The organism is Streptomyces sp. NPDC001843 (assembly GCF_042891955.1).
Lineage (GTDB): Bacteria > Actinomycetota > Actinomycetes > Streptomycetales > Streptomycetaceae > Streptomyces.
This window is the reverse complement of the sequence record NZ_JBIATQ010000008.1, coordinates 268605-293126: the sequence shown is the minus strand read 5'-3', so window position 1 is coordinate 293126 and position 24522 is coordinate 268605. Positions and strand designations below refer to the sequence as shown.

Genomic DNA, 24522 nt, shown 5'->3' with positions numbered 1-24522 from the left:
GGTTGTGGAACAGCAGCCCCCCGCCGCCCCGTCCGGCGCCGCCGCACACGCCATCGAGGCCGTCTTCCGTCTGGAGTTCCCCCGGGTCGTCGCCGGCGTCGCCCGGATCGTCCGGGACGTGGGCATCGCGGAGGAACTGGCCCAGGACGCCCTGGTCGCCGCCCTGGAACGGTGGCCGCGGGACGGTGTGCCGGACAACCCCGGCGCATGGCTCATGGCCACCGCCCGCCACCGCGCCGTCGACCTGGTCCGCCGCCGGGAGAACTACGCCCGCAAGCTCGCGGAGATCGGCCGCGACCTGGAGACCACGGCCCCGCCGCCGGCACCGGCCGACCCCGACGACATCGACGACGACCTGCTCCGCCTCGTCTTCACCACCTGCCATCCGGTGCTGTCCGCCGAAGCCCGCACCGCGCTCACGCTGCGCCTGCTGGGCGGCCTGACCACGGCCGAGATCGCCCGCGCCTTCCTTGTCCCGGAGGCGACGATCGCCCAGCGGATCGTCCGCGCCAAACGCACTCTGGCCAGGAAGAACGTCGCCTTCGAGGTGCCCTGCGGGCCCGACCGCGAGGCCCGCCTCGGCTCCGTCCTCGACGTCATCTACCTGATCCACAACGAGGGCTACGCGGCCACCGCCGGCGACGACTGGCTGCGCCCCGCCCTGTGCGAGGACGCCCTCCGCCTCGGCCGTGTGCTGTCCGCCCTGATGCCCAAGGAACCGGAGGTGCACGCCCTGACCGCGCTCCTCGAGTTCCAGACCGCCCGGGCCGCCGCCCGCACCGGCCCCGACGGCGCCCCCGTCCTCCTCAGGGACCAGAACCGCCGCCGCTGGAACCGGATGCTCATCTCCCGCGGCGTCGCGGCCCTCGGCCGGGCCGAGGCCGCCGCCACCGGGGCGCCCGGGCCCTATACCCTCCAGGCGGCGATCGCGGCCTGCCACGCGCACGCGCTCTCCTACGAGGAGACCGACTGGGCGACCATCGCGACGCTCTACGACCTGCTCGCCGCCCGCGCCCCGTCCCCGGTCGTGGAACTGAACCGCGCGGTCGCCGTTTCGATGGCGCGCGGACCGGCCCCAGCCCTGGAGATCGTGGACCGGCTGGCCGCCGACCCCGCCCTGAGCGACTACCACCTGCTCCCCAGCGTCCGCGGCGACCTGCTGGCCCGCCTCGGCCGCGGGGCGGAGGCACGCGCGGAGTTCGTCCGGGCGGCGGGACTCACCCGCAACGCGCGGGAACGGGAACTGCTGGAGGCCCGGGTGGCCGAACTCGGCCCGTGATCGACCTCCGCGAGATGATCGTAAGACCACCATTCCCTTCCTGACCTGCGAGGGCTTACAGTTGCGCAGCCGCCGTGAACGGGTGCGACACCTTCTCCTCGCCCCGGCGACCCCTGATGTTCATGTGGTCCGGCGGCACCACTGTTCACTCGTGGGGGTTATCTCCTTGCCATCCGACAGATCTTCCGCGCGCCGCAGAGTCGTCGCGCTCACCGCCGTCGCGGCCCTCGCCGCCGGCACCGCGGTCGTGCTGGCCCCTGGCGCGTCCGCCGACCCCGGGGGCTGGACCGCCGCCGACGGCATTCTCACCGCCGACATGGACGGCGTGATCTCGCAGCTGTACGAAGACGGCACCGCACCCGTGGCCCGGGTCAAGAACGCCATGAAGCCCGCCTGGTCCCCCGACGGCAGCCGCATGGCCTACGTCAACCAGTCGACCGGACGCGTCGACGTCGTAGGCCATGACTTCACCGGTCCCGTGGAACTCCCGGTCAAGACGACCAACTCGATCCTCGCCGACGACCCGACCTTCTGGTGGGGCGGCGGCGAGGTCGTGTTCACGCTCAGCGGGCGGCTGCGCGTCGCCCCGTCCGACGGCACCGCTTACGAGCGGCACCTGTTCGCCACCGCGGACGAGGGCTGCGACAGCCAGCCCAGCGGCTCGGTCGACGGCAAGCTGGCGTTCATCCGCTCGGGCAGCACCTGCGGCGGCGACACCCGCTTCGGCGCCCTGTGGCTGTACGACGGCGCGAGGAGCACCTTCAAGAAGCTGGTGGACGGCAAGGCCAACGCCCCGGCGCTCTCCCCGGACGGCACCAAGGTCGCCTACACCGTGGGCGGCAAGCTGTACACGGTGAACGTGGACGGCACCGGGGTCACCCCGTGGCTCGCGGACGAGACCGGCGCCGTCGGCAAGCCCGCCTGGTCGCCCGACGGCACCCGGCTGGCGTACCAGCTCACGACGACCTCGAACGAGACGCAGAACCAGATCCTCGACCTCGCCACCGGCACCGCCAAGGTCGTCTACGACTCGCCCTCCACCGCCAAGTGGGACCTCGCCTGGCAGCCGCTGCGCAAGAACTCCGTCAGCCGGGTCTGGGGCGCCGACGTCTACGGCACCAACATCGCCGCCTCCCGCTGGACCTGGAACACGGTCGGGCAGAGCGTGCCGGGCCTGATGAACGCCTCGTCCGCGGTGCTGGTCTCCAAGGACAGCCAGTCCTACGCGCTGACCGCCCCCGCCCTCGCGGGCAAGAAGCACGGTCCGGTCCTGATGACCTCGGGCAGCTCGCTGTCGTCGTCCGTGCAGAGCGAGCTCAAGCGGATCCTCAAGCCGGGTGCGAGCGTCTACCTCGTCGGCGACAACTCGATCCTGACCAGCAATGTCTCCTCGAAGGTCTCCTCGCTCGGCTTCACCCCGAAGCGGCTGGCCGGCACCTCCCGCTACTCGACCTCGGTCGCCGTGGCCAAGGCCGTCACCAGCGCGCCGGACCACGTCTTCCTCGCCACCGGCACCGACTACCACTCGGCGCTCGCCGCCGCGTCGGCCGCGGGCGCGGACGGGACGAGCGGCAAGTCGGTGGTCGTGCTGGGCGACGGCAACACGCTGACCTCGTCCGTGAAGTCGTACCTGAACAGCCTCGACCCGCGTGAGACGGACATGATCACGGTCGGCGGCTCGGCGAAGTACGCGCTGACGCACACGTCGTTCTCCCACTGGCCGTCGACGTACTCGTACTACCCGGTCGTGGCGAGCACCGACGCGGGCAACGCGGCCGCCCTGGCGCGCTTCTGGTGGAACGGTCCCACCTACGCCGCCCTCGCCTCCGATGCCAGCTGGCGCGGCGGCGCCACGACCGCCTCGGCGATGAACCTCTTCGGTCCGCTGCTGTGGACCGATGTCGACACCCTCTCCTCCGAGACCAAGTCGTACCTGGTCAAGGGTGCCGCCGGGGTCAACGGCCTGGTCGCCTTCGGCGGCACCGGCTCGGTGTCGACCTCGGCGCTGAACTCGGCGGGCACGGCGATCAGCGCGAGCAGCGGCCAGTGGACGTACACGCCGTACTACAACGGCGTGGCTCCGACGGCGAGTTCGTACTCCTCGACGGACACGTCCGGCGCCGCGGCCCCGAAGGCCCCGACCGCCCCGGCACCGGCCCTGTCCTCCCTGCGGACCACGGCCACGCAGTAGCCGCTCAGCCGTTCGCGGGCGCCCCGAGCAGCATCGTCGGGGCACCCGCGACACGCGTCAGGAACACGGTGGCCGAGCCCGGCCCCTGCGGCTTGACCTTCCGCCGCAGCTCCTCCGGCTCCACCGCCGACCCGCGCTTCTTCACGGTCAGGACCCCGACCCCCCGCTCGCGCAGCAACGCCTTCAACTTCTTCACGTTGAAGGGCAGTTGGTCGGTGATCTCGTAGGCGGACGCATACGGTGTCGGCCGCAGCTCGTCCGCCGTCACATAGGCGATGGTCGGGTCGATCAGCCCGCCGCCCACCTCCTCGGCGACCTCCGCCACCAGGTGCGCGCGGATGACGGCGCCGTCGGGCTCGTACAGGTACCGCCCCACGGGCCGCGCTCCGGGGTCCGGCAGCCCACGGGAGAGCAGGGACCGCGGTCCCGGAAGCAGGGTCGCCCGCACGGCGCCCGCCGCTCCCGTACCGAACCACAGCACCGCCTCCTTCACGTCCCCGCCGTCGGAGATCCACTCCGCCTCGGCCTGCTCGGGAACCGTCTCGTGCGGGATGCCGGGCGCGATCTTCAGGGCGGCCACCCGGGCGGCGGACGCGACCCCCACGGCCCACGACAGGGGCGGTGAGTACGCCTCCGGATCGAAGATGCGGCCCCGCCCGCCCCGCCGTGCGGGGTCCACGAACACGGCGTCGTACGAGGACGTGTCCACCTCCGTCACGTCCGCCTCCCGCACCTCGATCAGCTCGGCCAGTCCCAGCGCCTCGGCGTTGGCGCGGGCCACCGCCGCGGTCAGCGGATCCCGGTCCACGGCGAGCACCCGGATCCCGGCGCGGGCGAGGGCGAGCGCGTCGCCGCCGATGCCGCAGCACAGGTCGGCGACGGAGGTGACGCCCAGTTCCCGCAGCCGGCGCGCCCGGTACGCGGCCACCGTCGCCCGGGTCGACTGCTCGACCCCGCCCGGGGTGAAGAACATCCGCCGCGCGTCCTCGGCGGCGAACTTCGCCGCCGCCCGCTGCCGCAGCCGGGCCTGGCCGAGGGCGGCCGACACCAGGTCGGCGGGGTGGTCGCGGCGCAGGCGGGTGGCGACGGCGAGTTCGTCGGCCGGGGCCGTGCCGCGTACCTCGTCGAGGAGGGCGTGGCCCTCGGGGGTGAGCAGGGAGCGGAAGGCGAGCAGGTCGTTCACCGGGTCATTGTGGGCCAGTCGGTGGATGGTGCGCCCGCGGCGGCGGTGTCGGGCCGGTTCGGGGCGGGGGCTCTGCCAGGATCCGGCACCATGCGACTAGTAGTACAAAATGACAAAAATGGTGCGCACTGGAGACGGAAGGCCGCGAGGCGGCTGACTGTGAATCGGCCGGCCCCGAGGCGGCTGGCCGCGCGGAGCGGCCTGGCCGCGCTCGTCGTGGCAGCCGTCGTCTCCGGTGGTGCCGTCACCGGCTGTTCGGCGCCGGGCACGGCCCCGCACTCGGCCCCGGACGTCCGGCCCGCCCCCGGTCAGCAACGCCTGCAGGGACCCGCCGAAGCCCTCGACTCCTACGCCTCCCGGCTGCGCACCTCCCACGCCGCCCTGGTCGCCGCCGCCAGGCGCTGGGGCCTCGAAGCGGCCCCGCTCACGCCCCCGGCACCCCCCGCCCACAAGCCGAGGATCACTGCCCGTGACGGATTCGAGGTCGACGGCCAGGAGGAACTGGACCTGCCGCCCGTCTTCACCACGATCCCCACCAAGCAGAAGGTCGTCTTCCTCACCATCGACGACGGCGCCGAGAAGGACCCGGCGTTCCTGCGCATGATGAGCGACCTGAAGATCCCCTACACCGCGTTCCTCAGCAACTACCTGGTCAAGGACGACTACGGCTACTTCCGCAAGATGCAGGCGAACGGCATCACCCTCAACAACCACACCCTCACCCACCCCTACCTGCCCGGCCTGTCCTACGACGAGCAGCGGGACGAGATCTGCGGCATGCAGCGGATCATGCGCGAGCAGTTCGGCCGGAGCCCGACCGTCTTCCGCCCGCCCTACGGCAACTACAACCGGGACACCCTGCTCGCCGCCAAGTCCTGCGGCATCAAGTACGCGCCCATCTGGGACGAGGAGGTCTACGTCGACCACTGGGAGTACCGGGAGGACGACCAGAGCCTGCACCCCGGCGACATCGTCCTGACCCACTTCCGGGGCCGGGACGACTGGAACGGCACGATGGTCGACGACATGCGCCGGTTCCTGAACAAGGTCACGGCCGAGGGGTACGCGGTGGCCCGTCTGGAGGACTACCTGTGAGGCGGCCGTACGGGCCTGTGAGGCGGCCGGCGCCGGGTGCGGGCCGCCGCCGAAGACGGCATTCCCGCTGACGCGACGCACGGCAATTGGCACTCCGCTTGACCGAGTGCTAATCGCAGTCATAGTCTCGGCTCTGGCACTCGACGCAGGAGAGTGCCAACACAGCGACGGGCAGGTCCGGCACCCGCGACGACGGATCGACCTGGTCGCCACCTCAGACAGTTAACCCCGTGAGATCTCCGAAGGGGGAGGTCGGATCGTGACGACCGCCAGCTCCAAGGTTGCCATCAAGCCGCTCGAGGACCGCATCGTGGTCCAGCCGCTGGACGCCGAGCAGACCACGGCCTCTGGCCTGGTCATCCCGGACACCGCCAAGGAGAAGCCCCAGGAGGGCGTCGTCCTGGCCGTGGGCCCGGGCCGCATCGAGGACGGCAAGCGCGTCGAGCTCGACGTCAAGGTCGGTGACGTCGTGCTCTACAGCAAGTACGGCGGCACCGAGGTGAAGTACAACAACGAGGAGTACCTCGTTCTCTCGGCCCGCGACGTGCTCGCGATCGTCGAGAAGTAATCGCCTCGAGCTTTTCCGCTTCGAGCTGCGCCCCCGGCCCCCGCGACCGTTAACAAGCCGGGCGCCGGGGGCGCAGTCCGTTTCACCGACCGTATTTTTCAGCACCCTAGATTTCCCGAGAGGGCTACGCTCCCATGGCGAAGATCCTGAAGTTCGACGAGGACGCCCGTCGCGCCCTCGAGCGCGGCGTCAACAAGCTCGCCGACACGGTCAAGGTGACGATCGGCCCCAAGGGCCGCAACGTCGTCATCGACAAGAAGTTCGGCGCCCCGACCATCACCAACGACGGTGTCACCATCGCCCGTGAGGTCGAGATCGAGGACCCGTACGAGAACCTCGGCGCCCAGCTGGTGAAGGAGGTGGCGACCAAGACCAACGACATCGCGGGTGACGGTACGACCACCGCCACCGTGCTGGCCCAGGCGCTCGTGCGCGAGGGCCTGAAGAACGTCGCCGCCGGCGCCTCCCCGGCCGCCCTGAAGAAGGGCATCGACGCCGCGGTCAAGGCCGTCTCGGACGACCTGCTCGCCTCGGCCCGGCCGATCGACGAGAAGTCCGACATCGCCGCCGTCGCCGCGCTGTCCGCCCAGGACCAGCAGGTCGGCGAGCTCATCGCCGAGGCGATGGACAAGGTCGGCAAGGACGGTGTCATCACCGTCGAGGAGTCCAACACCTTCGGTCTGGAGCTGGACTTCACCGAGGGCATGGCCTTCGACAAGGGCTACCTGTCGCCGTACTTCGTGACGGACCAGGAGCGCATGGAGGCCGTCCTCGACGACCCGTACATCCTGATCCACCAGGGCAAGATCTCCGCCATCGCGGACATGCTCCCGCTCCTCGAGAAGGTCATCCAGGCGGGCGCCTCGAAGCCCCTGCTGATCATCGCCGAGGACGTGGACGGCGAGGCCCTGTCGACCCTGGTCGTCAACAAGATCCGCGGCACCTTCAACGCCGTCGCCGTCAAGGCCCCCGGCTTCGGCGACCGCCGCAAGGCGATGCTGCAGGACATCGCCGTCCTCACCGGCGGCACCGTCATCTCCGAGGAGGTCGGCCTCAAGCTCGACCAGGTCGGCCTGGACGTGCTGGGCTCCGCCCGCCGCGTCACCGTCACCAAGGACGACACCACGATCGTCGACGGCGCCGGCAAGTCCGAGGACGTCGCGGGCCGCGTCGGCCAGATCAAGGCCGAGATCGAGAACACCGACTCCGACTGGGACCGCGAGAAGCTCCAGGAGCGCCTCGCGAAGCTGGCCGGCGGCGTATGCGTGATCAAGGTCGGCGCCGCCACCGAGGTGGAGCTGAAGGAGAAGAAGCACCGTCTGGAGGACGCCATCTCCGCGACCCGCGCCGCGGTCGAGGAGGGCATCGTCTCCGGTGGTGGCTCCGCGCTGGTCCACGCCGTCAAGGTCCTCGAGGGCAACCTCGACAAGTCCGGCGACGAGGCCACCGGTGTCGCGGTCGTCCGCCGTGCCGCCGTCGAGCCGCTGCGCTGGATCGCGGAGAACGCCGGCCTCGAGGGCTACGTCATCGTCTCCAAGGTCGCCGAGCTCGACAAGGGCAACGGCTACAACGCCGCCACCGGCGAGTACGGCGACCTGATCAAGGCCGGCGTCATCGACCCGGTCAAGGTCACCCGCTCCGCCCTGGAGAACGCCGCCTCCATCGCCTCCCTCCTGCTCACGACCGAGACCCTGGTCGTCGAGAAGAAGGAAGAGGAAGAGCCGGCCGCCGCGGGCCACGGCCACGGGCACGCGCACTGACGCACCGTCGGTAAGACATCAGGCCTTCGGGCCTTGAGCGAGGCCCGGCATCCCTGAAGGGGTGCCGGGCCTTCGCCGTCTATCGTTTGAGTCCAGGGGCATCACCGCCCGCGAGGCCCGAGCCAGGCTGATCTCGCTCGCCGACGATCAGTGACCAGGAGACCGGATGATGCGGGACCTCTCCAGGCCGCAGCTTCTCGAAACGGCCAACTCGGCGCTCGTGGACGGACTGCGCGGGATTCCTGAGGGCGTCGATCGAATAAACGCGATACTGCCCCTGATCCAGCAACTCGCCGACGGCGGGGATCCGGATTTCGAGCACCTGGCAGGCGCCGTGGCGCTCGAGTTCGAGAAGGACTACGAAAAGGCGTACCGGTACCTGGCCCCCGCTGCGAGGGCCCGTATCCCCTCCGCGCAGCGCCGTCTGGGATTCCTGCTGTCCCGGGGGCTGGGTGTCGAGAAAGACCTCGGGACGGCTGCGGTCCTCTACCGGCAAGCCGCAGACGCAGGCGACGGAGTCGCGAAACACAACCTCGGGTGTATGTACCTGTTCGGCGACGGAGTCGCCGCGTCCCTGGAAGAGGCTGTCAGGCTGCTGGAGGAAGCGACGGCGGACGGGGTCGACCAGTCGGCCAATTTCCTCGCGGACGCCAAACGGCACATGCAGGACTACGACGGAGCGAGGGAAATCCTCGAGCGGATCGTCCCCGAAGGTGTCGCTACCGCGACCTCGGCGAGGAATCTGGCGGTCATGTGCGGTTACGGCCTCGGAGGCCCTCGCGACAAGGTGAAGGAGCTGGGCTGTTACATGAGAATGCTCGACCTGGGCGACGGCGACGGCATGCACCAGGGGCACACGCTCGCAAGCGAGATGACCGTCCAAGAGGTCAGACAGGCCGCCGCCTGGGCACGATCGGACGCCTGGACCGACACCCTTGTCAGGCATGCGCGCGACCGCTGAACCAAGCCACGCCCCCACGGGCTGAGGGGGAAACCGGCCCCTGTGGAACACCTGTGCGGCAGGATGGGCGCATGCCCCGTACCGTGCGAGTCCTGCCGCTGTTATTCCTCCTCCCCGTGCTGCTCACCGGCTGCGGCACCGAGAAAGCGGGCACCGACAAGGCGGATGCCGGGGCCGGGAGTTCCACGTCCCCCACCCCCGACGCGTCCGAACTCGACTCCCGCGTCAAGGCAATGGGCGTAGCACCAGAACTCGTCTACGTCACCGAAGTCTCGGGCTTCATGCCCGCCCAGCAGTCCGTCGGCGTGAACGGGGACGACGGCTTCTCCGTCTCGTACTGGTCGAAGGACGGCGGCGTCCTCCACCTCTACGTCGACAGGGCCGCATGGAGCTCCGCCGCCTGCCCGAAGCAGGAGGAGTGCGTGAAGCCGGGGAAGGGCGAGGTGGTGCACATCGGCGGCGAGAAAGTCTCCCGCAAGATCCTGCGCGAGGCGGCCCATGCCGTCCACCGCCCCTCCGCCACGGAGCTCGCCGCCCTGCTGCCGACACCCGCCCCGACCCCGACCGAGCCGGTACGGCGGGGCGACCTTCCCCCGAACGGCGACGGGGCACCCGACAACAGCGTGGGGCAGGGCGGCTAGCGAGCACTCCTCGTCCGGCAACATGGCCAAGGTCTCAGGTCACCAAGCGGGCGCTACCGCTCCAGCGCGTCCAGCGCCCCCAGTTGCTGCATCAGGCCCAGCTGGTCGTGCTGCCACCAGATCTCGGCGATCTTTCCGTTGTCGCCGAAGCGGAACAGCGTCATCCCCGTCATGGTGACCCGCTTGCCGGTGGGCGCGATGCCCAGGAAATCCGCCTTGTGCGTGGCGTTCCAGGTCCAGCGCGCGCAGACCCGGTCGCCCTGGGCGATCACGTCCTCGACCGTGAACGTGAAGTCGAAGGCGCCGCGCCACATGCGGTACTCGCTGCGGGCGGAGTCGAGCCCGATCGTGTCCTGCGGGTTGATCGGGTCGTGGCTGTGGATGTCCTCGTCGAGCAGGTCGTTCAGCGGCGGCAGGTCACCCGGGGTCGCGAGCGTCTCCAGGAAGCGGCGCACCACGCCGATGGACAACTGCTCGTCCCGCACCACGTCCAGGTCGACGAACGTGGGCATCTCGTCGCACAGGGCGACCATGCCCCGGAAGATCCGGTCGGTCTCCGGGAGGTTCGAGTTCCGCATCGCCTCCTCGTACGACGGGAACTCCACCACCTCGATGATGTGCGACGCGTCCGAACGGTCCTTGCCGACCACCGCGTGCGTCGCGGTCCGCTTCCCCTTGGTCTGCTCGACCCAGTCGTCCATGAGCCGGTTCATCTCGTCCAACCGGCTGGTCCTGCAGTCGATGAGCTGTACGAAGGTCATGACGCCGCCTCCGGCCCCCCTGATCCGGTTCCGTCACGCCCATTCTCGCACCGGAACGGCGGCGCCACCCCTGGCGCTACTGGGGCCCGTACTTGCGCCCGGTCCGCGAGCTGACCCCGCCCAGCAGACCGCGCGGGGCCACCTTCGCCAGCCCCATCAGCGCCTTGTAGCGCGGGTCCGGAATGGACAGCGACTTGCCGCGGGCCAGGTCGGCCAGCGCCGCCGCGACCAGCTTGTCCGCATCCAGCCACATCCAGTTCGGGATGTTGTCCGTCCCCATCCCGGCCCGCTCGTGGAACTCCGTGCGCACGAACCCCGGGCACAGCGCCATCAGCCGGACGCCCGTACCGGCCAGGTCCTTCGCGACCCCCTGGGTGAACTGCACGACCCACGCCTTGGACGCGCCGTACGTGCCGCGCGGCACGAAGGCCGCCACCGAGGCCACGTTGACGACGCCGCCGCGCCCGCGCTCCCGCATCGCCTCGGCCGCCGCCGAGGTCAGCCGCAGCACCGCCTCGCAGTGCACCTTGAGCATCCGCAGCTCGTCGGCCATCGACACCTCGAGATAGCGGCCCTTGTTGCCGAAGCCCGCGTTGTTGACCAGCAGGTCGACGGGGTTGCGGCGGTCGCCCAGGCGGGTGGCCACCGCCTCGATGCCGTCGTCCGTGGCCAGGTCGGCGGTCAGCACCTCGACCTCGATTCCGTGCCGGTCGTGCAGCTCGGTCGCCTGCTCGCGCAGCCGTTTGGTGTCCCGTGCCACCAGGACCAGATTGTGCCCGTCCGCCGCCAGCCGCCGTGCGAACGCGGCGCCGATGCCCGCGGTCGATCCCGTAATCAGAGCCGTTGTCATGCGCCAAGCGTAGTTACCCGGACCGACGGCGTCCGCCCAGCGCACGGGCCCCGACGATCGTGAAGACGAGGTGTGCGGGCCTGCGGTGACCGGGGTTCAGGAGGCCGGACGCCCGCCGTGCTCCGCCACGTACTTCCGTGCCTCCTCCAGCGCCTCAGGATGCAGGGCGGTACCCGCGGCGAGCACGCGCGGCAGCTGTTCCCGCTCGGTCGTCTCCGCGCGGAACTGCAGGGACACCGTCACATCGTGGTCCGGCCGGTGCACGATCTCGATCGGATCGCCCGCCCGTATCTCACCCGGTTCGATCACCCGCAGGTAGGCACCCGTCACGCCCTTCCGGGTGAACCTCTTCACCCAGCCCCGTTCGCCCAGGTGGCCCTGGAACGTGCGGCACGGGATACGCCCCGAGGTCACCTCCAGGACCAGCTCGGGACCGATCCGCCAGCGCTCCCCGATCAGCGCGCCCGAGACGTCCAGACCGTCCGTCGTGAGGTTCTCGCCGAAGCAGCCGTTGGCCAGTGTCCGGCCGAGCTCCTCCTGCCACACATCGAGGTCCTCGCGCGCGTAGGCGTACACCGCCTGGTCGTTCCCGCCGTGGTGACGCAGCGAGCACACCGCGTCCCCGGCGAGCCCGCTGCCGCCCACCCCCTTGGGTCCCGGAGCCGCCACCCGCACCGGCCCGTCCACCGGGCGCTTGTCGATGCCGGTGAGGCCTTCCGGCTGGTCGGTGTACGGCACGGCACGCGCGCGGCCCAGATTGACCGAGAGAAGCTTCATGTCCGCACGGTAGAGGGCCGCTCCTCAAAGCGTCGACCCAGTATTGGGTGCCGTGCCCAAGGCGGGCTTATGCTCGAAGAGTGATCGAGGCCCGCCATCTCCGCGTCCTGCGCGCCGTCGCCACCACCGGTTCCTTCTCGGCGGCGGGGCGCGAACTGGGCTGCACCCAGCCCGCCGTCAGCCAGCAGATGAAGGCCCTGGAGTCCTCGGTCGGCACCCCCCTGCTGGTCCGCAGCGGCCGGGAGATGCGGCTGACGCAGGCCGGCGAGGCGCTGGTCCGGCACGCGTCCGGGATCCTGGCCGGGCTCACCGCCGCCGAGGAGGAGGTCGCGGCGATCGCCGGCCTGCGGGCGGGCCGGGTCCGGCTCGTCTCCTTCCCCAGCGGCAGCTCCACCCTGGTCCCCACCGCGCTCGCCGCCCTGCGCGCCGCCCATCCCGGCACCCGGGTCTCCCTGGAGGAGGCCGAGCCGCCGAAGTCCGTGGACATGCTCCGCGAGGGCGACTGCGACGTGGCGCTCGCCTTCCGGTACGAGGGGGCCGCGGGCGCCGAGGAGTGGGACGACCTCGTCGTGCGGCCGCTGCTGAAGGACCCCCTGGTCGGTCTCGTACCCGAACGGCACCCTCTCGCGCGCGCCGAGTCGGTCGCCATCGGTGAGCTGGCCGAGGAGCCGTGGATCGCGGGCTGTCCGCGCTGCCGGGGGCAGCTGGTGGAGGTGTGCGAGAGCGCGGGCTTCACACCCCGCATCGACTTCGCCACCGACGACTACCCGGCGGTGGTCGGCCTGGTGGGCGCGGGTCTGGGGGTCGCCGTGCTGCCCCGGCTCGCGATCGAGTCCGTACGGCCGAGGGGCGTGCGCGCCCTCGCGCTGGAACCGGCGGTGCGCCGGGAGATCGTCGCCCTCACCCTCCCCGACCTCGCCCAGGTGCCGGCGGTGGCGGCCACGCTGGAGCAGCTGGCCCGGGCGGCGCGGCGCTGAGGCCTCTCGCGGAAAATCAGGGGCACGCGCGTGGGTGCGTGCCCGTGGGCAGAGATGGTGCTGGAACGCGCAGAAATATGCAGAAACGTTCCTTCAGTTGTCCGGGGCGGTGTCCCCGTTGTTCGACGACGCCGACACCAGCCGGTGCCGTGCCCGCCCCATGAGCTCTTCGCGCTCGTCCTCGGTCAGGCCGCCCCACACGCCGTACGGCTCGCGCACCGCAAGGGCGTGCGCCGCGCACTGGGCGCGTACCGGGCACCTCATGCAGACCTCCTTGGCCGAGTTCTCACGAGCGCTCCGAGCCGCCCCGCGCTCGCCCTCCGGATGAAAGAAGAGCGAGCTGTCGACCCCACGGCAGGCGGCCAGGAGCTGCCAGTCCCAAAGGTCCGCGTTCGGTCCGGGAAGGCGGGAGAAATCTGCCATTGCGTGACCCCTTGTAGCCGTTCTGGGCGGATCCGGTGCCAACGACCGTACATCTCCGGTCTAAGGAGATGAAAATATGACTCATTGCGAATCTAGCCCCAGACACCGAAAAACGGTACGAAAAAGGTCTAAACGGGGCATAGGTTGTGATGAAAAGTTGAGGGTCCGCCGGGCATGTCTGCACCGTGTCGGCACCCTCACGTAGAGTGCCGAAGACGGCATGCAGCCCCGTAACTCTTTCGAGTGACCGTCGTTGAGAGTGCGGAGGCGGTTGAAAACACAAGCGCTCGGGCAGGCGTCCGAGACGGTCGACCGCACAGGTGACGATTTCGTACCAGCCTGGAGGCTCAAGGTGACGCGCATCAGCTGCGGAGGGCGGCCATGACATCCGTCCTCGTCTGCGACGACTCCCCGCTTGCCCGAGAGGCGCTGCGCCGCGCGGTCGCGACCGTGCCCGGCGTCGAGCGCGTGACGACCGCGGCCAACGGCGAGGAAGTCCTCCGCCGCTGGGGAGCGGACCGCTCGGACCTGATCCTGATGGACGTGCGCATGCCCGGACTGGGCGGCGTCGAGACCGTGCGCCGGCTGCTGTCCGCCGACCCGGGCGCGCGGATCATCATGCTGACCGTGGCCGAGGATCTCGACGGCGTGGCGCTCGCCGTGGCCGCCGGCGCCCGGGGCTACCTGCACAAGGACGCCTCCCGCGCCGAGCTGCGCGCCACGGTGACCCAGGCCCTCGCCGACCCGACCTGGCGCCTGGCGCCGCGCCGGCTGCGCTCCGCCGAGATGGGCGCCGCGCCCACGCTCACCGCGCGTGAGATCCAGGTCCTGGAGGGCATGAGCCACGGCCGCTCCAACGCCGAGATCGGCCGCGAGCTGTTCCTCTCCGAGGACACCGTCAAGACCCACGCCCGGCGCCTGTTCAAGAAGCTCGGCGCCTCGGACCGGGCGCACGCGGTGGCGCTCGGCTTCCGTTGGGGACTGGTCCGGTAGGACGGTGATCCGTAGCGGGGGTGCGGACAACCGCCGTGCCCCCCGCCCGACGCGGCGTGGGCGGGGGACGGGCGGCCTGCGAGCCGCGTTCCGAAGCGGCCCCTCGGACGGCCGCTGCTCGTTTCGTCGCGGATGCCGCATCCTTGAGGTGTGGAGTTCCTCGGGGACGAGTCGGTCGAGCGGAAGGGGAGGGCGCAGGGAATGAGTGCCGGCGCACCTGCTCATAACGCTTCGGTGCACAACCACCAGCACGATGCGACGGACCGGACGGCCGCAAGGCACCATGGACCGATGCGCGACGACGAGGCGGGCACGGCTCAAGGGACGATCGGCGGGCTCGTGCATCGCGCCGTCGACGGGGACGAGCAGGCCACGCACGACCTGCTCGCCCATGTCCACCCCCTCGCGCTGCGTTACTGCCGGACCCGGCTGTCCCGGCTCCCGGGCGACGCGCGCCACTTCGTCGAGGACCTCGCACAGGAGGTCTGCGTCGCCGTCCTGCTCGCCCTGCCGCGCTACCGGGACACCGGCCGCCCCTTCGAGGCCTTCGTCTTCGCCATCGCCTCGCACAAGGTCGCCGACCTGCAGCGCGCCGCGATGCGCCACCCCGGCTCGACGGCCGTCCCCTCCGACGAGATGCCGGAACGCCCCGATGACTCCCTCGGTCCCGAGGAGCGCGCCCTGCTCAGCAGCGACGCCGAGTGGGCGAAGAAACTGCTGGCCAACCTCCCGGAGAACCAGCGCGAGCTGCTGCTGCTGCGCATCGCGGTGGGGTTGACCGCGGAGGAGACGGGTCAGATGTTGGGAATGTCACCCGGAGCGGTACGGGTGGCGCAGCACAGGGCGCTCAGCCGGCTGCGGGCGCTCGCCGAGCAGTGAACCAGGGTGAACCACCCTGCGGAGAGCACCTTCTGTGAACGGGCGCCGTCCCGCTTCCGTACGAACATACGAAGCCGGCGGTGCTGCAGGACCGTGGAATGTGACGGCCAAGCTTCCCGTTAGCATGGACATCCGCACCGATCAAGGCCATTTGGGGAAGGTGTCATGACTGCAAACGTCGACGGAGTGCCCGGTAAATTCGCGACACTCGGGCTGACCTACGACGACGTGCTGCTGCTGCCGGGCGCATCCGAGGTGCTCCCGAACGCGGTCGACACCTCGTCCCGGATCTCCCGCAACGTGCGGGTCAACATCCCGTTGCTGTCGGCGGCGATGGACAAGGTCACCGAGTCCCGCATGGCGATCGCGATGGCCCGCCTCGGCGGCGTCGGCGTACTGCACCGCAACCTCTCCGTCGAGGACCAGGTCAACCAGGTCGACCTGGTGAAGCGCTCCGAGTCCGGCATGGTGGCCAACCCCATCACCATCCACCCGGAAGCCACCCTCGCCGAGGCCGACGCCCTGTGCGGCAAGTTCCGCATCAGCGGTGTCCCCGTCACCGACCCGGCCGGCAAGCTGCTGGGCATCGTGACCAACCGTGACATGGCCTTCGAGACGGACCGCACACGCCAGGTCCGCGAGGTCATGACGCCGATGCCGCTGGTCACCGGCAAGGTCGGTATCTCCGGCGTCGACGCCATGGAGCTGCTGCGCCGCCACAAGATCGAGAAGCTTCCGCTGGTCGACGAGGCGGGCGTCCTCAAGGGCCTCATCACCGTCAAGGACTTCGTCAAGGCCGAGAAGTACCCGAACGCCGCCAAGGACGCCGAGGGCCGGCTGCTCGTCGGTGCCGCCGTCGGCGCCAGCCCCGAGGCGCTGGAGCGCGCCCAGGCGCTCGCCGGGGCCGGGGTGGACTTCCTGGTCGTCGACACCTCGCACGGCCACAACAGCAACGCGCTGAGCTGGATGTCGAAGATCAAGTCGAGTGTGTCCGTCGACGTGATCGGCGGCAACGTCGCCACCCGCGACGGCGCGCAGGCGCTGATCGACGCCGGTGTCGACGGCATCAAGGTGGGCGTGGGCCCCGGTTCGATCTGCACGACCCGTGTCGTCGCCGGCATCGGTGTCCCGCAGGTCACCGCCATCTACGAGGCCTCCCTCGCCGCCCGCCCGGCCGGCATCCCGCTGATCGGCGACGGCGGTCTGCAGTACTCCGGCGACATCGGCAAGGCGCTGGCCGCCGGCGCCGACACGGTGATGCTGGGCTCGCTGCTCGCGGGCTGCGAGGAGTCCCCGGGCGAGCTGCTGTTCATCAACGGCAAGCAGTTCAAGTCGTACCGCGGCATGGGCTCGCTCGGCGCCATGCAGTCGCGCGGCCAGGCGAAGTCGTACTCGAAGGACCGCTACTTCCAGGCGGAGGTCTCCTCCGACGACAAGCTCGTGCCCGAGGGCGTCGAGGGCCAGGTGCCCTACCGCGGCCCGCTCTCCAACGTGCTGCACCAGCTCGTCGGCGGACTGCGCCAGACCATGGGTTACGTGGGCGCGGCCACCATCGAGGAGATGGAGTCCAAGGGCCGCTTCGTCCGCATCACCTCCGCGGGCCTCAAGGAGAGCCACCCGCACGACATCCAGATGACGGTCGAGGCGCCGAACTACAGCAACAAGTAGGCGTCAGGCGTCCGAGGGCGGCTCCGGAGCATCCGGGGCCGCCCTCGTCGTGCCCGTCGGCGATACTGGAAAGCGCTGCAACGCATCAGGGAAAGGCCACAGACGTGACTGAGATCGAGATCGGGCGCGGCAAGCGCGGCCGCCGGGCGTACGCCTTCGACGACATCGCCGTCGTCCCCAGCCGTCGTACCCGGGACCCGAAGGAGGTCTCGATCGCCTGGCAGATCGACGCCTACCGCTTCGAGCTGCCCTTCCTGGCCGCCCCCATGGACTCGGTCGTCTCCCCGGCCACCGCGATCCGCATCGGCGAGCTCGGCGGCCTGGGCGTGCTCAACCTCGAGGGCCTGTGGACGCGGTACGAGGACCCGCAGCCGCTGCTCGACGAGATCGTCGACCTCGACGCGGAGACCGCGACCCGCCGTCTGCAGGAGATCTACGCCGCTCCCATCAAGGAAGAGCTGATCGGCGCGCGCATCAAGGAGGTCCGGGACTCCGGTGTGGTCACCGCCGCGGCGCTCTCCCCGCAGCGCACGGCCCAGTTCTCCAAGGCGGTCGTGGACGCGGGCGTGGACATCTTCGTCATCCGCGGCACGACGGTGTCGGCGGAGCACGTCTCGTCCTCGCACGAGCCGCTGAACCTGAAGCAGTTCATCTACGAACTCGACGTCCCGGTGATCGTCGGCGGCTGTGCCACCTACACCGCCGCCCTGCACCTGATGCGCACCGGCGCGGCCGGTGTCCTGGTCGGCTTCGGCGGCGGCGCCGCGCACACCACACGCAACGTGCTGGGCATCCAGGTCCCCATGGCGACGGCGGTCGCGGACGTGGCGGCGGCCCGCCGCGACTACATGGACGAGTCCGGCGGCCGGTACGTGCACGTGATCGCGGACGGCGGTGTCGGCTGGTCCGGCGACCTGCCCAAGGCGATCGCCTGCGGCGCCGACTCGGTGATGATGGGCTCCCCGCTCGCCCGCGCCACGGACGGGCCCGGCAGGGGCCACCACTGGGGCATGGAGGCCGTCAACGAGGAGCTGCCGCGCGGCAAGAAGGTCGACCTCGGCACGGTCGGCACCATCGAGGAGATCCTCACCGGCCCGTCCCACTTCCCCGACGGCTCGATGAACTTCTTCGGCGCCCTGCGCCGTGCCATGGCCACGACCGGCTACAGCGAGCTCAAGGAGTTCCAGCGGGTCGAGGTGACGGTGGCGGACTCGCAGCACAAGCGGTGACGCTCCGCTGGGTTGGCGGTTGGACAGGCGGTTCGTTCGTCCGCGGGGCGGTGGGGGCTGGTCGCGCAGTTCCCCGCGCCCCTAGGTAGGTGGAGCCTGGGTGAGCAGTCAGTGGAGGGCCCGCCCGCCTTGGGTGGACGGGCCTTCCACTTGCCCTGCCCTCAGGCCGCTGCCTTCTTGGTGCCCGAGAAGGCGGCGAAGGCCGCCAGGCCGAAGAACAGGAAGGTCAGCGGGTCGGCATCCTGCTTCCAGGCTTCCTGCACGAGGCCGAAGTGCTGGAAGAAGAGCTCGGAGAAGCTCACGCCGACGTCCTTCGCGCCGATCATGGCCTCGCCCACCAGCTGGCCGATGTAGACCGCGCCCAGCGCGAGCACCGCGCCGACGACGGCGAGGGCGGGGTTGCGGCCGCCGACCTTGCCCGCCGCGAGGCCGATGACGAAGCCGACACCGACCGCCGCCCAGCCGATCTCGTGCTTGGTGAGTCCGATGACGACGCCGTAGAGCGCGGCGGCGCCGAGGGCGGCGCCGAGGGCGGCCACCAGGCCGAGGGCGACGTTGTCCTTCCGCGGCGCGGGCGGCACCGGCGGGGCGTACGCAGCGCCGACGGGCGGCTGCTGGGCGAACGGGTTGGCGTCGGCCGGCTGCGGCTGCGGCTCGGAGTGCGGCGGTGGAGCTGACTTGCTCATGACAGGAATCCCCCCGATGGTGTGATGAAGGCGTGCACAGTTGTGCGACGAGTGGGGAGATTAGCAGTCACCGGTGACAACGCCGGAGGCGTTTTAGCACCGCCCGCTCAGAGCCGGTGCGCTGTCCCCGCCGGTGTCGCGCCGCGGGTGTCCAGCAGCAGCTGGGCCTTCACCGACAGGCCCTGGAGGTCGTACGTCCGGTGCTGCTGGAGCAGGATCGTGAGGTCGGCGTCGGCGGCCGCCTCGTACAGGGCGTCCGCGCGCGGGACCGGGCGGTCCAGCACGCTCCAGGAACCCACGTAGGGGTCGTGGAAGCTGACGGAGGCGCCCAGCTCCATCAGCCGCAGGGCGATCTCCTGTGCGGGCGTCTCCTGCTGGTCGGCGAGGTCGGCCTTGTAGGTGACGCCGAGCAGCAGCACGCGCGCGCCGCGCGCCGACTTGCCGTGCTCGTTGAGGAGGGCGGCGGCGCGCTGGACGACGTACCGGGGCATCCGGCTGTTGACTTGCTGGGCCAGTTCCACCATGCGCAGGTTGCGGCCGGTGTGGCCGGTGAGGTCCTGCGCCAGGCCGTGGCCGCCGACACCCGGGCCCGGCCGGAAGGCCTGGAAGCCGAACGGCTTGGTCTCCGCGCAGCGGATCACGTCCCACAGGTCGACGCCCAGGTCGTGACAGAGCACGGCCATCTCGTTGACGAGTGCGATGTTCACATGCCGGTAGTTGGTCTCCAGCAACTGCACGGTCTCCGCCTCACGCGGTCCACGCGCGCGGACCACCTTGTCGGTGAGCCGTCCGTAGAAGGTGGCGGCCGATTCGGTGCAGGCCGGGGTGAGCCCGCCGATCACCTTCGGGGTGTTGGCCGGGGTGAAGTCACGGTTGCCGGGGTCCACACGGCTGGGGGAGTACGCGAGGTGGAAGTCGCGGCCCGCGCGCAGCCCGGAGCCCTCCTCCAGCAGGGGGCGCAGGAAGTCCTCGGTCGTGCCCGGGTGCACGGGTGACTCCAGGATCACCGTGGTGTGCGGGCGCAGCCGCCGGGCCAGGGTGCGCGCGGCCGCCTCGACCTGGCCGAGGTCGAGCCCGCCGTCCGCCCCGCGCGCGGTCGGCGCGCAGATCACGGCGGTGCGCACCCGGCCCAGCGCGGCCGGGTCGTCGGTCGGCCGGAATCCCCCCGAGAGCATCCGGCGCAGTTCGGCGGGGCTGAGGGGGCCGGGCTCGGGGCCGGTGGCGTATCCGAGGGTGGAGATGCCGGCTGCGACGGCGGTCTGGGCCAGGGGGAGGCCGTAGGGGCCGAGTCCGATGACGGCGAGGTCTGCGGGCATGGGCGTGAGCCGTCCTTCCCAGTAGCCGAGGCGGGACAGGTGCGCAAGCCCGGTGGACGGGATGGACGCGCGCAATGTCAGACTAGGAGTAAATATGACCTTGATGCGGGATTGCGGTCATGTGTCTTCCGCTGCTCACGAGTCGGTTGTCCACAGGCTGGGGGCGAGTGGTGGCTGAAGCGGGGCAAGCCGGTCAGAATTCTGGGCAGGGGGAAGGGGAACCGGGCTTCGCCCACCGGGTGCGGTCCGCGCGACCGATGACGGAGAGCGGGAGGCAGCGGTGAGGACAGCGACACTGGGGCCGGCGCAGCGCGCCGAGTCACTGGCGGCCATGGCCGAGCGTGAACTGGACGTACTGGTGGTCGGCGGCGGAGTGGTCGGCGCGGGCACCGCCCTGGACGCCGTCACCCGGGGCCTTGCGACGGGACTGGTCGAGGCCCGCGACTGGGCGTCGGGCACCTCCAGCAGGTCCAGCAAGCTCATCCACGGTGGCCTGCGCTACCTGGAGATGCTCGACTTCGCCCTCGTCCGCGAGGCACTGAAGGAACGCGGCCTGCTGCTGGAGCGCCTCGCCCCGCACCTGGTCAAGCCGGTGCCGTTCCTGTACCCGCTGCAGCACAAGGGCTGGGAGCGCTGGTACGCCGGGTCGGGCGTCGCCCTCTACGACGCCATGTCGATGGCCCGCGGTCACGGCCGGGGCCTGCCCGTGCACCGCCACCTGTCCCGCCGGCACGCGCTGCGCGTCGCCCCCGCCCTGCGCAAGGACGCGCTGGTGGGTGCCCTGCAGTACTACGACGCCCAGATGGACGACGCCCGCTTCGTGGCGACCCTCATACGCACGGCCGTGTCGTACGGCGCCCACGCCGCCAACCGCGCTCGCGTGACCGGTTTCCTGCGCGAGGGCGAACGGGTCGTCGGCGCCCGGGTGCAGGACGTGGAGGGCGGCGGCGAGTACGAGATCCGCGCCAAGCAGGTCGTCAACGCCACCGGTGTGTGGACCGACGACACCCAGGCGCTGGTGGGGGAGCGGGGACAGTTCCACGTCCGCGCCTCCAAGGGAATCCACCTGGTCGTGCCCAAGGACCGCATCCACTCCACGACTGGTCTGATCCTGCGCACGGAGAAGTCCGTCCTGTTCGTCATCCCGTGGGGCCGGCACTGGATCGTCGGGACCACCGACACCGACTGGGACCTCGACAAGGCCCACCCGGCCGCCTCCAGCGCCGACATCGACTACCTGCTGGAACACGTCAACTCCGTCCTCTCGGTGCCGCTGAGCCGCGACGACGTCCAGGGCGTGTACGCGGGGCTGCGCCCGCTGCTCGCCGGTGAGTCCGACGCCACCAGCAAGCTGTCGCGCGAGCACACCGTGGCCCATCCGGTGCCCGGCCTCGTGGTCGTCGCGGGCGGCAAGTACACGACGTACCGGGTGATGGCCAAGGACGCCGTCGACGAGGCGGTGCACGGGCTCGACATGCGGGTCGCCGAGTGCGTCACCGAGGACGTCCCGCTGTTGGGCGCGGAGGGGTACGCGGCGCTGTGGAACGCCCGCGCCCGCATCGCCGCGCGGACCGGCCTGCACGTCGTGCGCGTGGAGCACCTGCTGAACCGGTACGGCTCCATGGCCGAGGAGGTCCTGGACCTCGTCGCCGCCGATCCCACGCTCGGCGAACCGCTGCAGGCCGCCGACGACTATCTGCGCGCGGAGATCGTGTACGCCGCCTCCCACGAGGGCGCCCGGCATCTCGACGACGTACTCACCCGCCGCACCCGGATCTCCATCGAGACCTTCGACCGCGGCTCCCGCAGCGCCCGCGAGGCCGCCGAACTGATGGCGCCGGTGCTCGGCTGGGACAAGAGCCAGATCGAACGCGAGGTCGAGCACTACGAGAAGCGGGTCGAGGCCGAGCGGGAGTCGCAGCGCCAGCCGGACGACCTGACGGCGGACGCGGCCCGGCTCGGGGCACCGGACATCGTGCCGCTGTAACGGCGCCCCGGAGCGCGTCCGAACCCCCCTGCAGAGGCTCCGCTGTGGCGTCCCGTCATGCCGACACGCCGAACCCGCACCTCACCCGCTCCCCGGATCCACGGGCCCCGGACGGGGTGCGGGGCCCCCACGGCGTCGAGCACTTGTCGGGTGAGGGACAATGGAGGCTCTGTCAGGGCGGGTTGCATGAGGGGACGCATGTCGGAGGCGGAGCGGGCGGGGACTTCTCGTCAGGAGACTCGTCAGGACAAGAGCGAGCGTCTTCTCGCCGGGCGGTACCGGCTGGGGGACGTACTCGGCCGCGGTGGCATGGGCACTGTGTGGCGCGCCGAGGACGAGACCCTCGGGCGGACGGTCGCCGTGAAGGAGCTGCGGTTCCCGTCGAACATCGACGAGGACGAGAAGCGGCGTCTGATCACGCGCACCCTGCGTGAGGCCAAGGCGATCGCGCGGATCCGCAACAACAGCGCGGTGACGGTCTTCGACGTCGTCGAAGAGGACGACCGGCCGTGGATCGTGATGGAGCTGGTCGAGGGCAAGTCCCTCGCCGAGGTCATCCGCGAGGACGGCGTGCTGAAGCCCAAGCGCGCGGCGGAGGTCGGGCTGGCCATCCTCGACGTGCTGCGTTCGGCGCACCGCGAGGGCATCCTGCACCGGGACGTGAAGCCGTCCAACGTGCTCATCGCCGAGGACGGCCGGGTCGTGCTCACCGACTTCGGCATCGCACAGGTCGAGGGCGACCCGTCCATCACCTCCACCGGCATGCTCGTCGGCGCCCCCTCCTACATCTCCCCGGAGCGGGCCCGCGGCCACAAGCCGGGCCCCGCCGCCGACCTCTGGTCGCTCGGCGGCCTGCTGTACGCGGCGGTCGAGGGCACGCCGCCGTACGACAAGGGGTCGGCCATCGCCACGCTCACCGCGGTGATGACCGAGCAACTGGAGGAGCCGAAGAACGCCGGCCCGCTCAGGGACGTCATCTACGGACTGCTCACCAAGGACCCGGCCACACGGCTCGACGACGCCGGCGCCCGCGCCATGCTCAAGGCGGTCATCGACGCCCCCGAGCCGGAGGCGATGGACGCGACGCGGGTCGTGCCGCTGCCGGTGCTGCCGGGCGGGGCCGACGACAAGGGCGGGTCGGGCGATGCCGGTTCCGGCAAGGAGCCCGCGGAGAAGCTGCGCGGCAAGCTGCGCTCCGCGCGCAAGGCCGTGACGGCCGGGGCGGTCACCGCGGCGGGCACGTCCCGTACGAAGAGCGGTGACGGCGGCGACAGCGCCCCGGGCGCCCCGGGCGCCCGGGCCGCCACGGCATCCGCTGGGACGACCGCCGGGAAGCCCTCCACGGGGGCCTCGACCGGCAAGGCGTCCGGGACCCCGTCCGCGTCCCCGTCGGTGCCGGGGCAGCGGTCGGGCGAGGGGGCGAAGAAGCCGAGTTCGGGCTGGCCCGTGGTGCCGCCGCCGGACCTGGACCTGCCGCCCAGGCCCGTCCCCAGGGCGCCGCTCACCGACGTCGTGCCCATGCGGACCCTGGTGATCATCGCGGTGGTCGTGGCGCTCGCCGTGCTCGGGACCGTGCTGGCGATCACGCTCGGTGACGACGACAGCGACTCCAAGGGCGCCAAGGGCAACGGCGGCAAGCCCGTGGCGAGTTCCAGCGCGAGCCCCGGCACCAAGAAGGACACGGGCGGCGGAACCCGTACGGACAGCGGCAATTCGCCGTCCACCACGACGGACACGACCTCCGGATCGGCCACGAGCGCGAGTGCGGTCGCCAGCGAGACCGACGACGACTCGAAGGGTTCCGGTGGCGGCGGCAGCGCGCCGGCGGTGTCGGTGCACAAGGGCGGTCAGGGGTACTCGATCGGTTTGCCCAAGGGCTGGAAGTACCAGTCCAGCAGTGCCGCGGGAGACCGTTTCACCGGCCCCGACGGACAGAAGCTGCTGATCGCCTGGACGAGCACGCCCAAGAACGACCCGGTGGCGGACTGGAGGAGCCAGGAACGCTACATGGTGCGCGCGCAGTACCACCGCATCCGTATAGAGCAGGTGAACTACCGTGGCTGGAACGCCGCCGACTGGGAGTTCACCTACGTCGACGGAGGGACCACGTACCGGACGATCGACCGCGGGTTCGTCGTCAACGGCCATCAGGGGTACGCGCTCATGTACACGGCGAAGGCGGCGAAGTGGGGCGGCGAACTGCGCAAGGACACCTGGAAGACGCTGACGGCGTCCTTCCAGCCGAAGCGGTGAGCTGAGCCCGCCCGGCTTCGGGGCGTGAGAATCCCGCATCCCTCA

21 protein-coding genes are annotated in these 24522 nt (G+C 71.0%); 14 read left to right on the top strand and 7 right to left on the bottom strand.

Going from position 1 to position 24522, the window contains the following annotated elements; translation table 11 throughout:
* Positions 1-4 precede the first annotated feature (4 nt).
* Complete coding sequence (locus ACFYZQ_RS21950; protein ID WP_389150182.1) at positions 5-1279, top strand: RNA polymerase sigma factor; 1275 nt, start codon at positions 5-7, stop codon at positions 1277-1279.
* A 166-nt stretch (positions 1280-1445) separates the two neighbouring features.
* On the top strand, positions 1446-3470 hold the full coding sequence (locus ACFYZQ_RS21945; RefSeq protein ID WP_389150179.1) for a cell wall-binding repeat-containing protein: 2025 nt from the start codon (positions 1446-1448) through the stop codon (positions 3468-3470).
* 4 nt (positions 3471-3474) lie between these two features.
* Here ACFYZQ_RS21945 and ACFYZQ_RS21940 read toward each other — a convergent pair whose 3' ends face one another.
* Positions 3475-4653, bottom strand: coding sequence for a methyltransferase domain-containing protein (locus tag ACFYZQ_RS21940; RefSeq protein WP_389150176.1), 1179 nt, complete (start codon positions 4651-4653; stop codon positions 3475-3477).
* A 90-nt stretch (positions 4654-4743) separates the two neighbouring features.
* On the opposite strand from ACFYZQ_RS21940, the gene ACFYZQ_RS21935 reads away from it, so the two are divergent.
* The 5 genes from ACFYZQ_RS21935 (at position 4744) to ACFYZQ_RS21915 (ending at position 9678) form a co-directional block, all read left to right on the top strand.
* Positions 4744-5748, top strand: coding sequence for a polysaccharide deacetylase family protein (locus ACFYZQ_RS21935; RefSeq protein WP_389150173.1), 1005 nt, complete (start codon positions 4744-4746; stop codon positions 5746-5748).
* Positions 5749-6007: 259 nt separating this feature from the next.
* Positions 6008-6316 (top strand): co-chaperone GroES, encoded by a 309-nt coding sequence (gene groES / locus ACFYZQ_RS21930; protein ID WP_029382138.1) that lies wholly within the window; start codon positions 6008-6010, stop codon positions 6314-6316.
* Between the two features lie 134 nt (positions 6317-6450).
* Positions 6451-8076 carry a chaperonin GroEL gene (gene groL / locus ACFYZQ_RS21925; protein WP_389150171.1) on the top strand — a complete coding sequence of 542 codons (1626 nt, stop codon included), beginning with the start codon at positions 6451-6453 and terminating at the stop codon, positions 8074-8076.
* 166 nt (positions 8077-8242) lie between these two features.
* Complete coding sequence (locus ACFYZQ_RS21920) at positions 8243-9037, top strand: tetratricopeptide repeat protein (RefSeq protein ID WP_389150168.1); 795 nt, start codon at positions 8243-8245, stop codon at positions 9035-9037.
* Positions 9038-9108: 71 nt separating this feature from the next.
* On the top strand, positions 9109-9678 hold the full coding sequence (locus ACFYZQ_RS21915; RefSeq protein WP_389150165.1) for a membrane lipoprotein: 570 nt from the start codon (positions 9109-9111) through the stop codon (positions 9676-9678).
* A 53-nt stretch (positions 9679-9731) separates the two neighbouring features.
* On the opposite strand, the gene ACFYZQ_RS21910 is transcribed toward ACFYZQ_RS21915, so the two are convergent.
* The 3 genes from ACFYZQ_RS21910 to ACFYZQ_RS21900 form a co-directional block, all read right to left on the bottom strand.
* Positions 9732-10439: an ester cyclase gene (locus ACFYZQ_RS21910; protein WP_389150162.1), complete on the bottom strand. Its 708-nt coding sequence runs from the start codon at positions 10437-10439 to the stop codon at positions 9732-9734.
* A 76-nt stretch (positions 10440-10515) separates the two neighbouring features.
* Positions 10516-11289: an SDR family NAD(P)-dependent oxidoreductase gene (locus tag ACFYZQ_RS21905; protein ID WP_389150160.1), complete on the bottom strand. Its 774-nt coding sequence runs from the start codon at positions 11287-11289 to the stop codon at positions 10516-10518.
* A gap of 96 nt (positions 11290-11385) precedes the next feature.
* Positions 11386-12066 carry an MOSC domain-containing protein gene (locus ACFYZQ_RS21900; RefSeq protein ID WP_389150157.1) on the bottom strand — a complete coding sequence of 227 codons (681 nt, stop codon included), beginning with the start codon at positions 12064-12066 and terminating at the stop codon, positions 11386-11388.
* An 80-nt stretch (positions 12067-12146) separates the two neighbouring features.
* On the opposite strand from ACFYZQ_RS21900, the gene ACFYZQ_RS21895 reads away from it, so the two are divergent.
* Positions 12147-13043, top strand: a complete 897-nt coding sequence (locus tag ACFYZQ_RS21895; RefSeq protein WP_389150154.1) for a LysR family transcriptional regulator — start codon at positions 12147-12149, stop codon at positions 13041-13043.
* 93 nt (positions 13044-13136) lie between these two features.
* Here the strand turns inward: ACFYZQ_RS21895 and ACFYZQ_RS21890 are convergent, their stop codons facing one another.
* Positions 13137-13466, bottom strand: a complete 330-nt coding sequence (locus tag ACFYZQ_RS21890) for a WhiB family transcriptional regulator (RefSeq protein ID WP_389150152.1) — start codon at positions 13464-13466, stop codon at positions 13137-13139.
* Between the two features lie 381 nt (positions 13467-13847).
* On the opposite strand from ACFYZQ_RS21890, the gene ACFYZQ_RS21885 reads away from it, so the two are divergent.
* The 4 genes from ACFYZQ_RS21885 to ACFYZQ_RS21870 all read left to right on the top strand — a co-directional run bounded on the left by ACFYZQ_RS21885 (position 13848) and on the right by ACFYZQ_RS21870 (position 18235).
* A complete protein-coding gene (locus ACFYZQ_RS21885; RefSeq protein ID WP_003948568.1) occupies positions 13848-14459 on the top strand; it encodes a response regulator transcription factor in 612 nt (203 codons plus the stop codon).
* Between the two features lie 291 nt (positions 14460-14750).
* A complete protein-coding gene (locus ACFYZQ_RS21880) occupies positions 14751-15338 on the top strand; it encodes a sigma-70 family RNA polymerase sigma factor (RefSeq protein ID WP_388791634.1) in 588 nt (195 codons plus the stop codon).
* Positions 15339-15503: 165 nt separating this feature from the next.
* Positions 15504-17006 (top strand): IMP dehydrogenase, encoded by a 1503-nt coding sequence (gene guaB, locus ACFYZQ_RS21875; protein WP_389150149.1) that lies wholly within the window; start codon positions 15504-15506, stop codon positions 17004-17006.
* A 104-nt stretch (positions 17007-17110) separates the two neighbouring features.
* Entirely contained in the window at positions 17111-18235 is a 1125-nt protein-coding gene (locus ACFYZQ_RS21870; RefSeq protein WP_388791638.1) for a GuaB3 family IMP dehydrogenase-related protein, read from the top strand.
* Positions 18236-18396: 161 nt separating this feature from the next.
* Here the strand turns inward: ACFYZQ_RS21870 and ACFYZQ_RS21865 are convergent, their stop codons facing one another.
* Positions 18397-18921 (bottom strand): hypothetical protein, encoded by a 525-nt coding sequence (locus tag ACFYZQ_RS21865; RefSeq protein WP_389150146.1) that lies wholly within the window; start codon positions 18919-18921, stop codon positions 18397-18399.
* 107 nt (positions 18922-19028) lie between these two features.
* A complete protein-coding gene (locus ACFYZQ_RS21860; protein ID WP_388791642.1) occupies positions 19029-20237 on the bottom strand; it encodes a nucleotide sugar dehydrogenase in 1209 nt (402 codons plus the stop codon).
* A 280-nt stretch (positions 20238-20517) separates the two neighbouring features.
* Here ACFYZQ_RS21860 and ACFYZQ_RS21855 point away from each other — a divergent pair, with 280 nt between their 5' ends.
* Both ACFYZQ_RS21855 and ACFYZQ_RS21850 read left to right on the top strand, forming a co-directional pair.
* Positions 20518-22224, top strand: coding sequence for a glycerol-3-phosphate dehydrogenase/oxidase (locus tag ACFYZQ_RS21855; protein WP_389150143.1), 1707 nt, complete (start codon positions 20518-20520; stop codon positions 22222-22224).
* Between the two features lie 198 nt (positions 22225-22422).
* Complete coding sequence (locus tag ACFYZQ_RS21850; RefSeq protein WP_389150140.1) at positions 22423-24477, top strand: serine/threonine-protein kinase; 2055 nt, start codon at positions 22423-22425, stop codon at positions 24475-24477.
* Positions 24478-24522 lie beyond the last annotated feature (45 nt).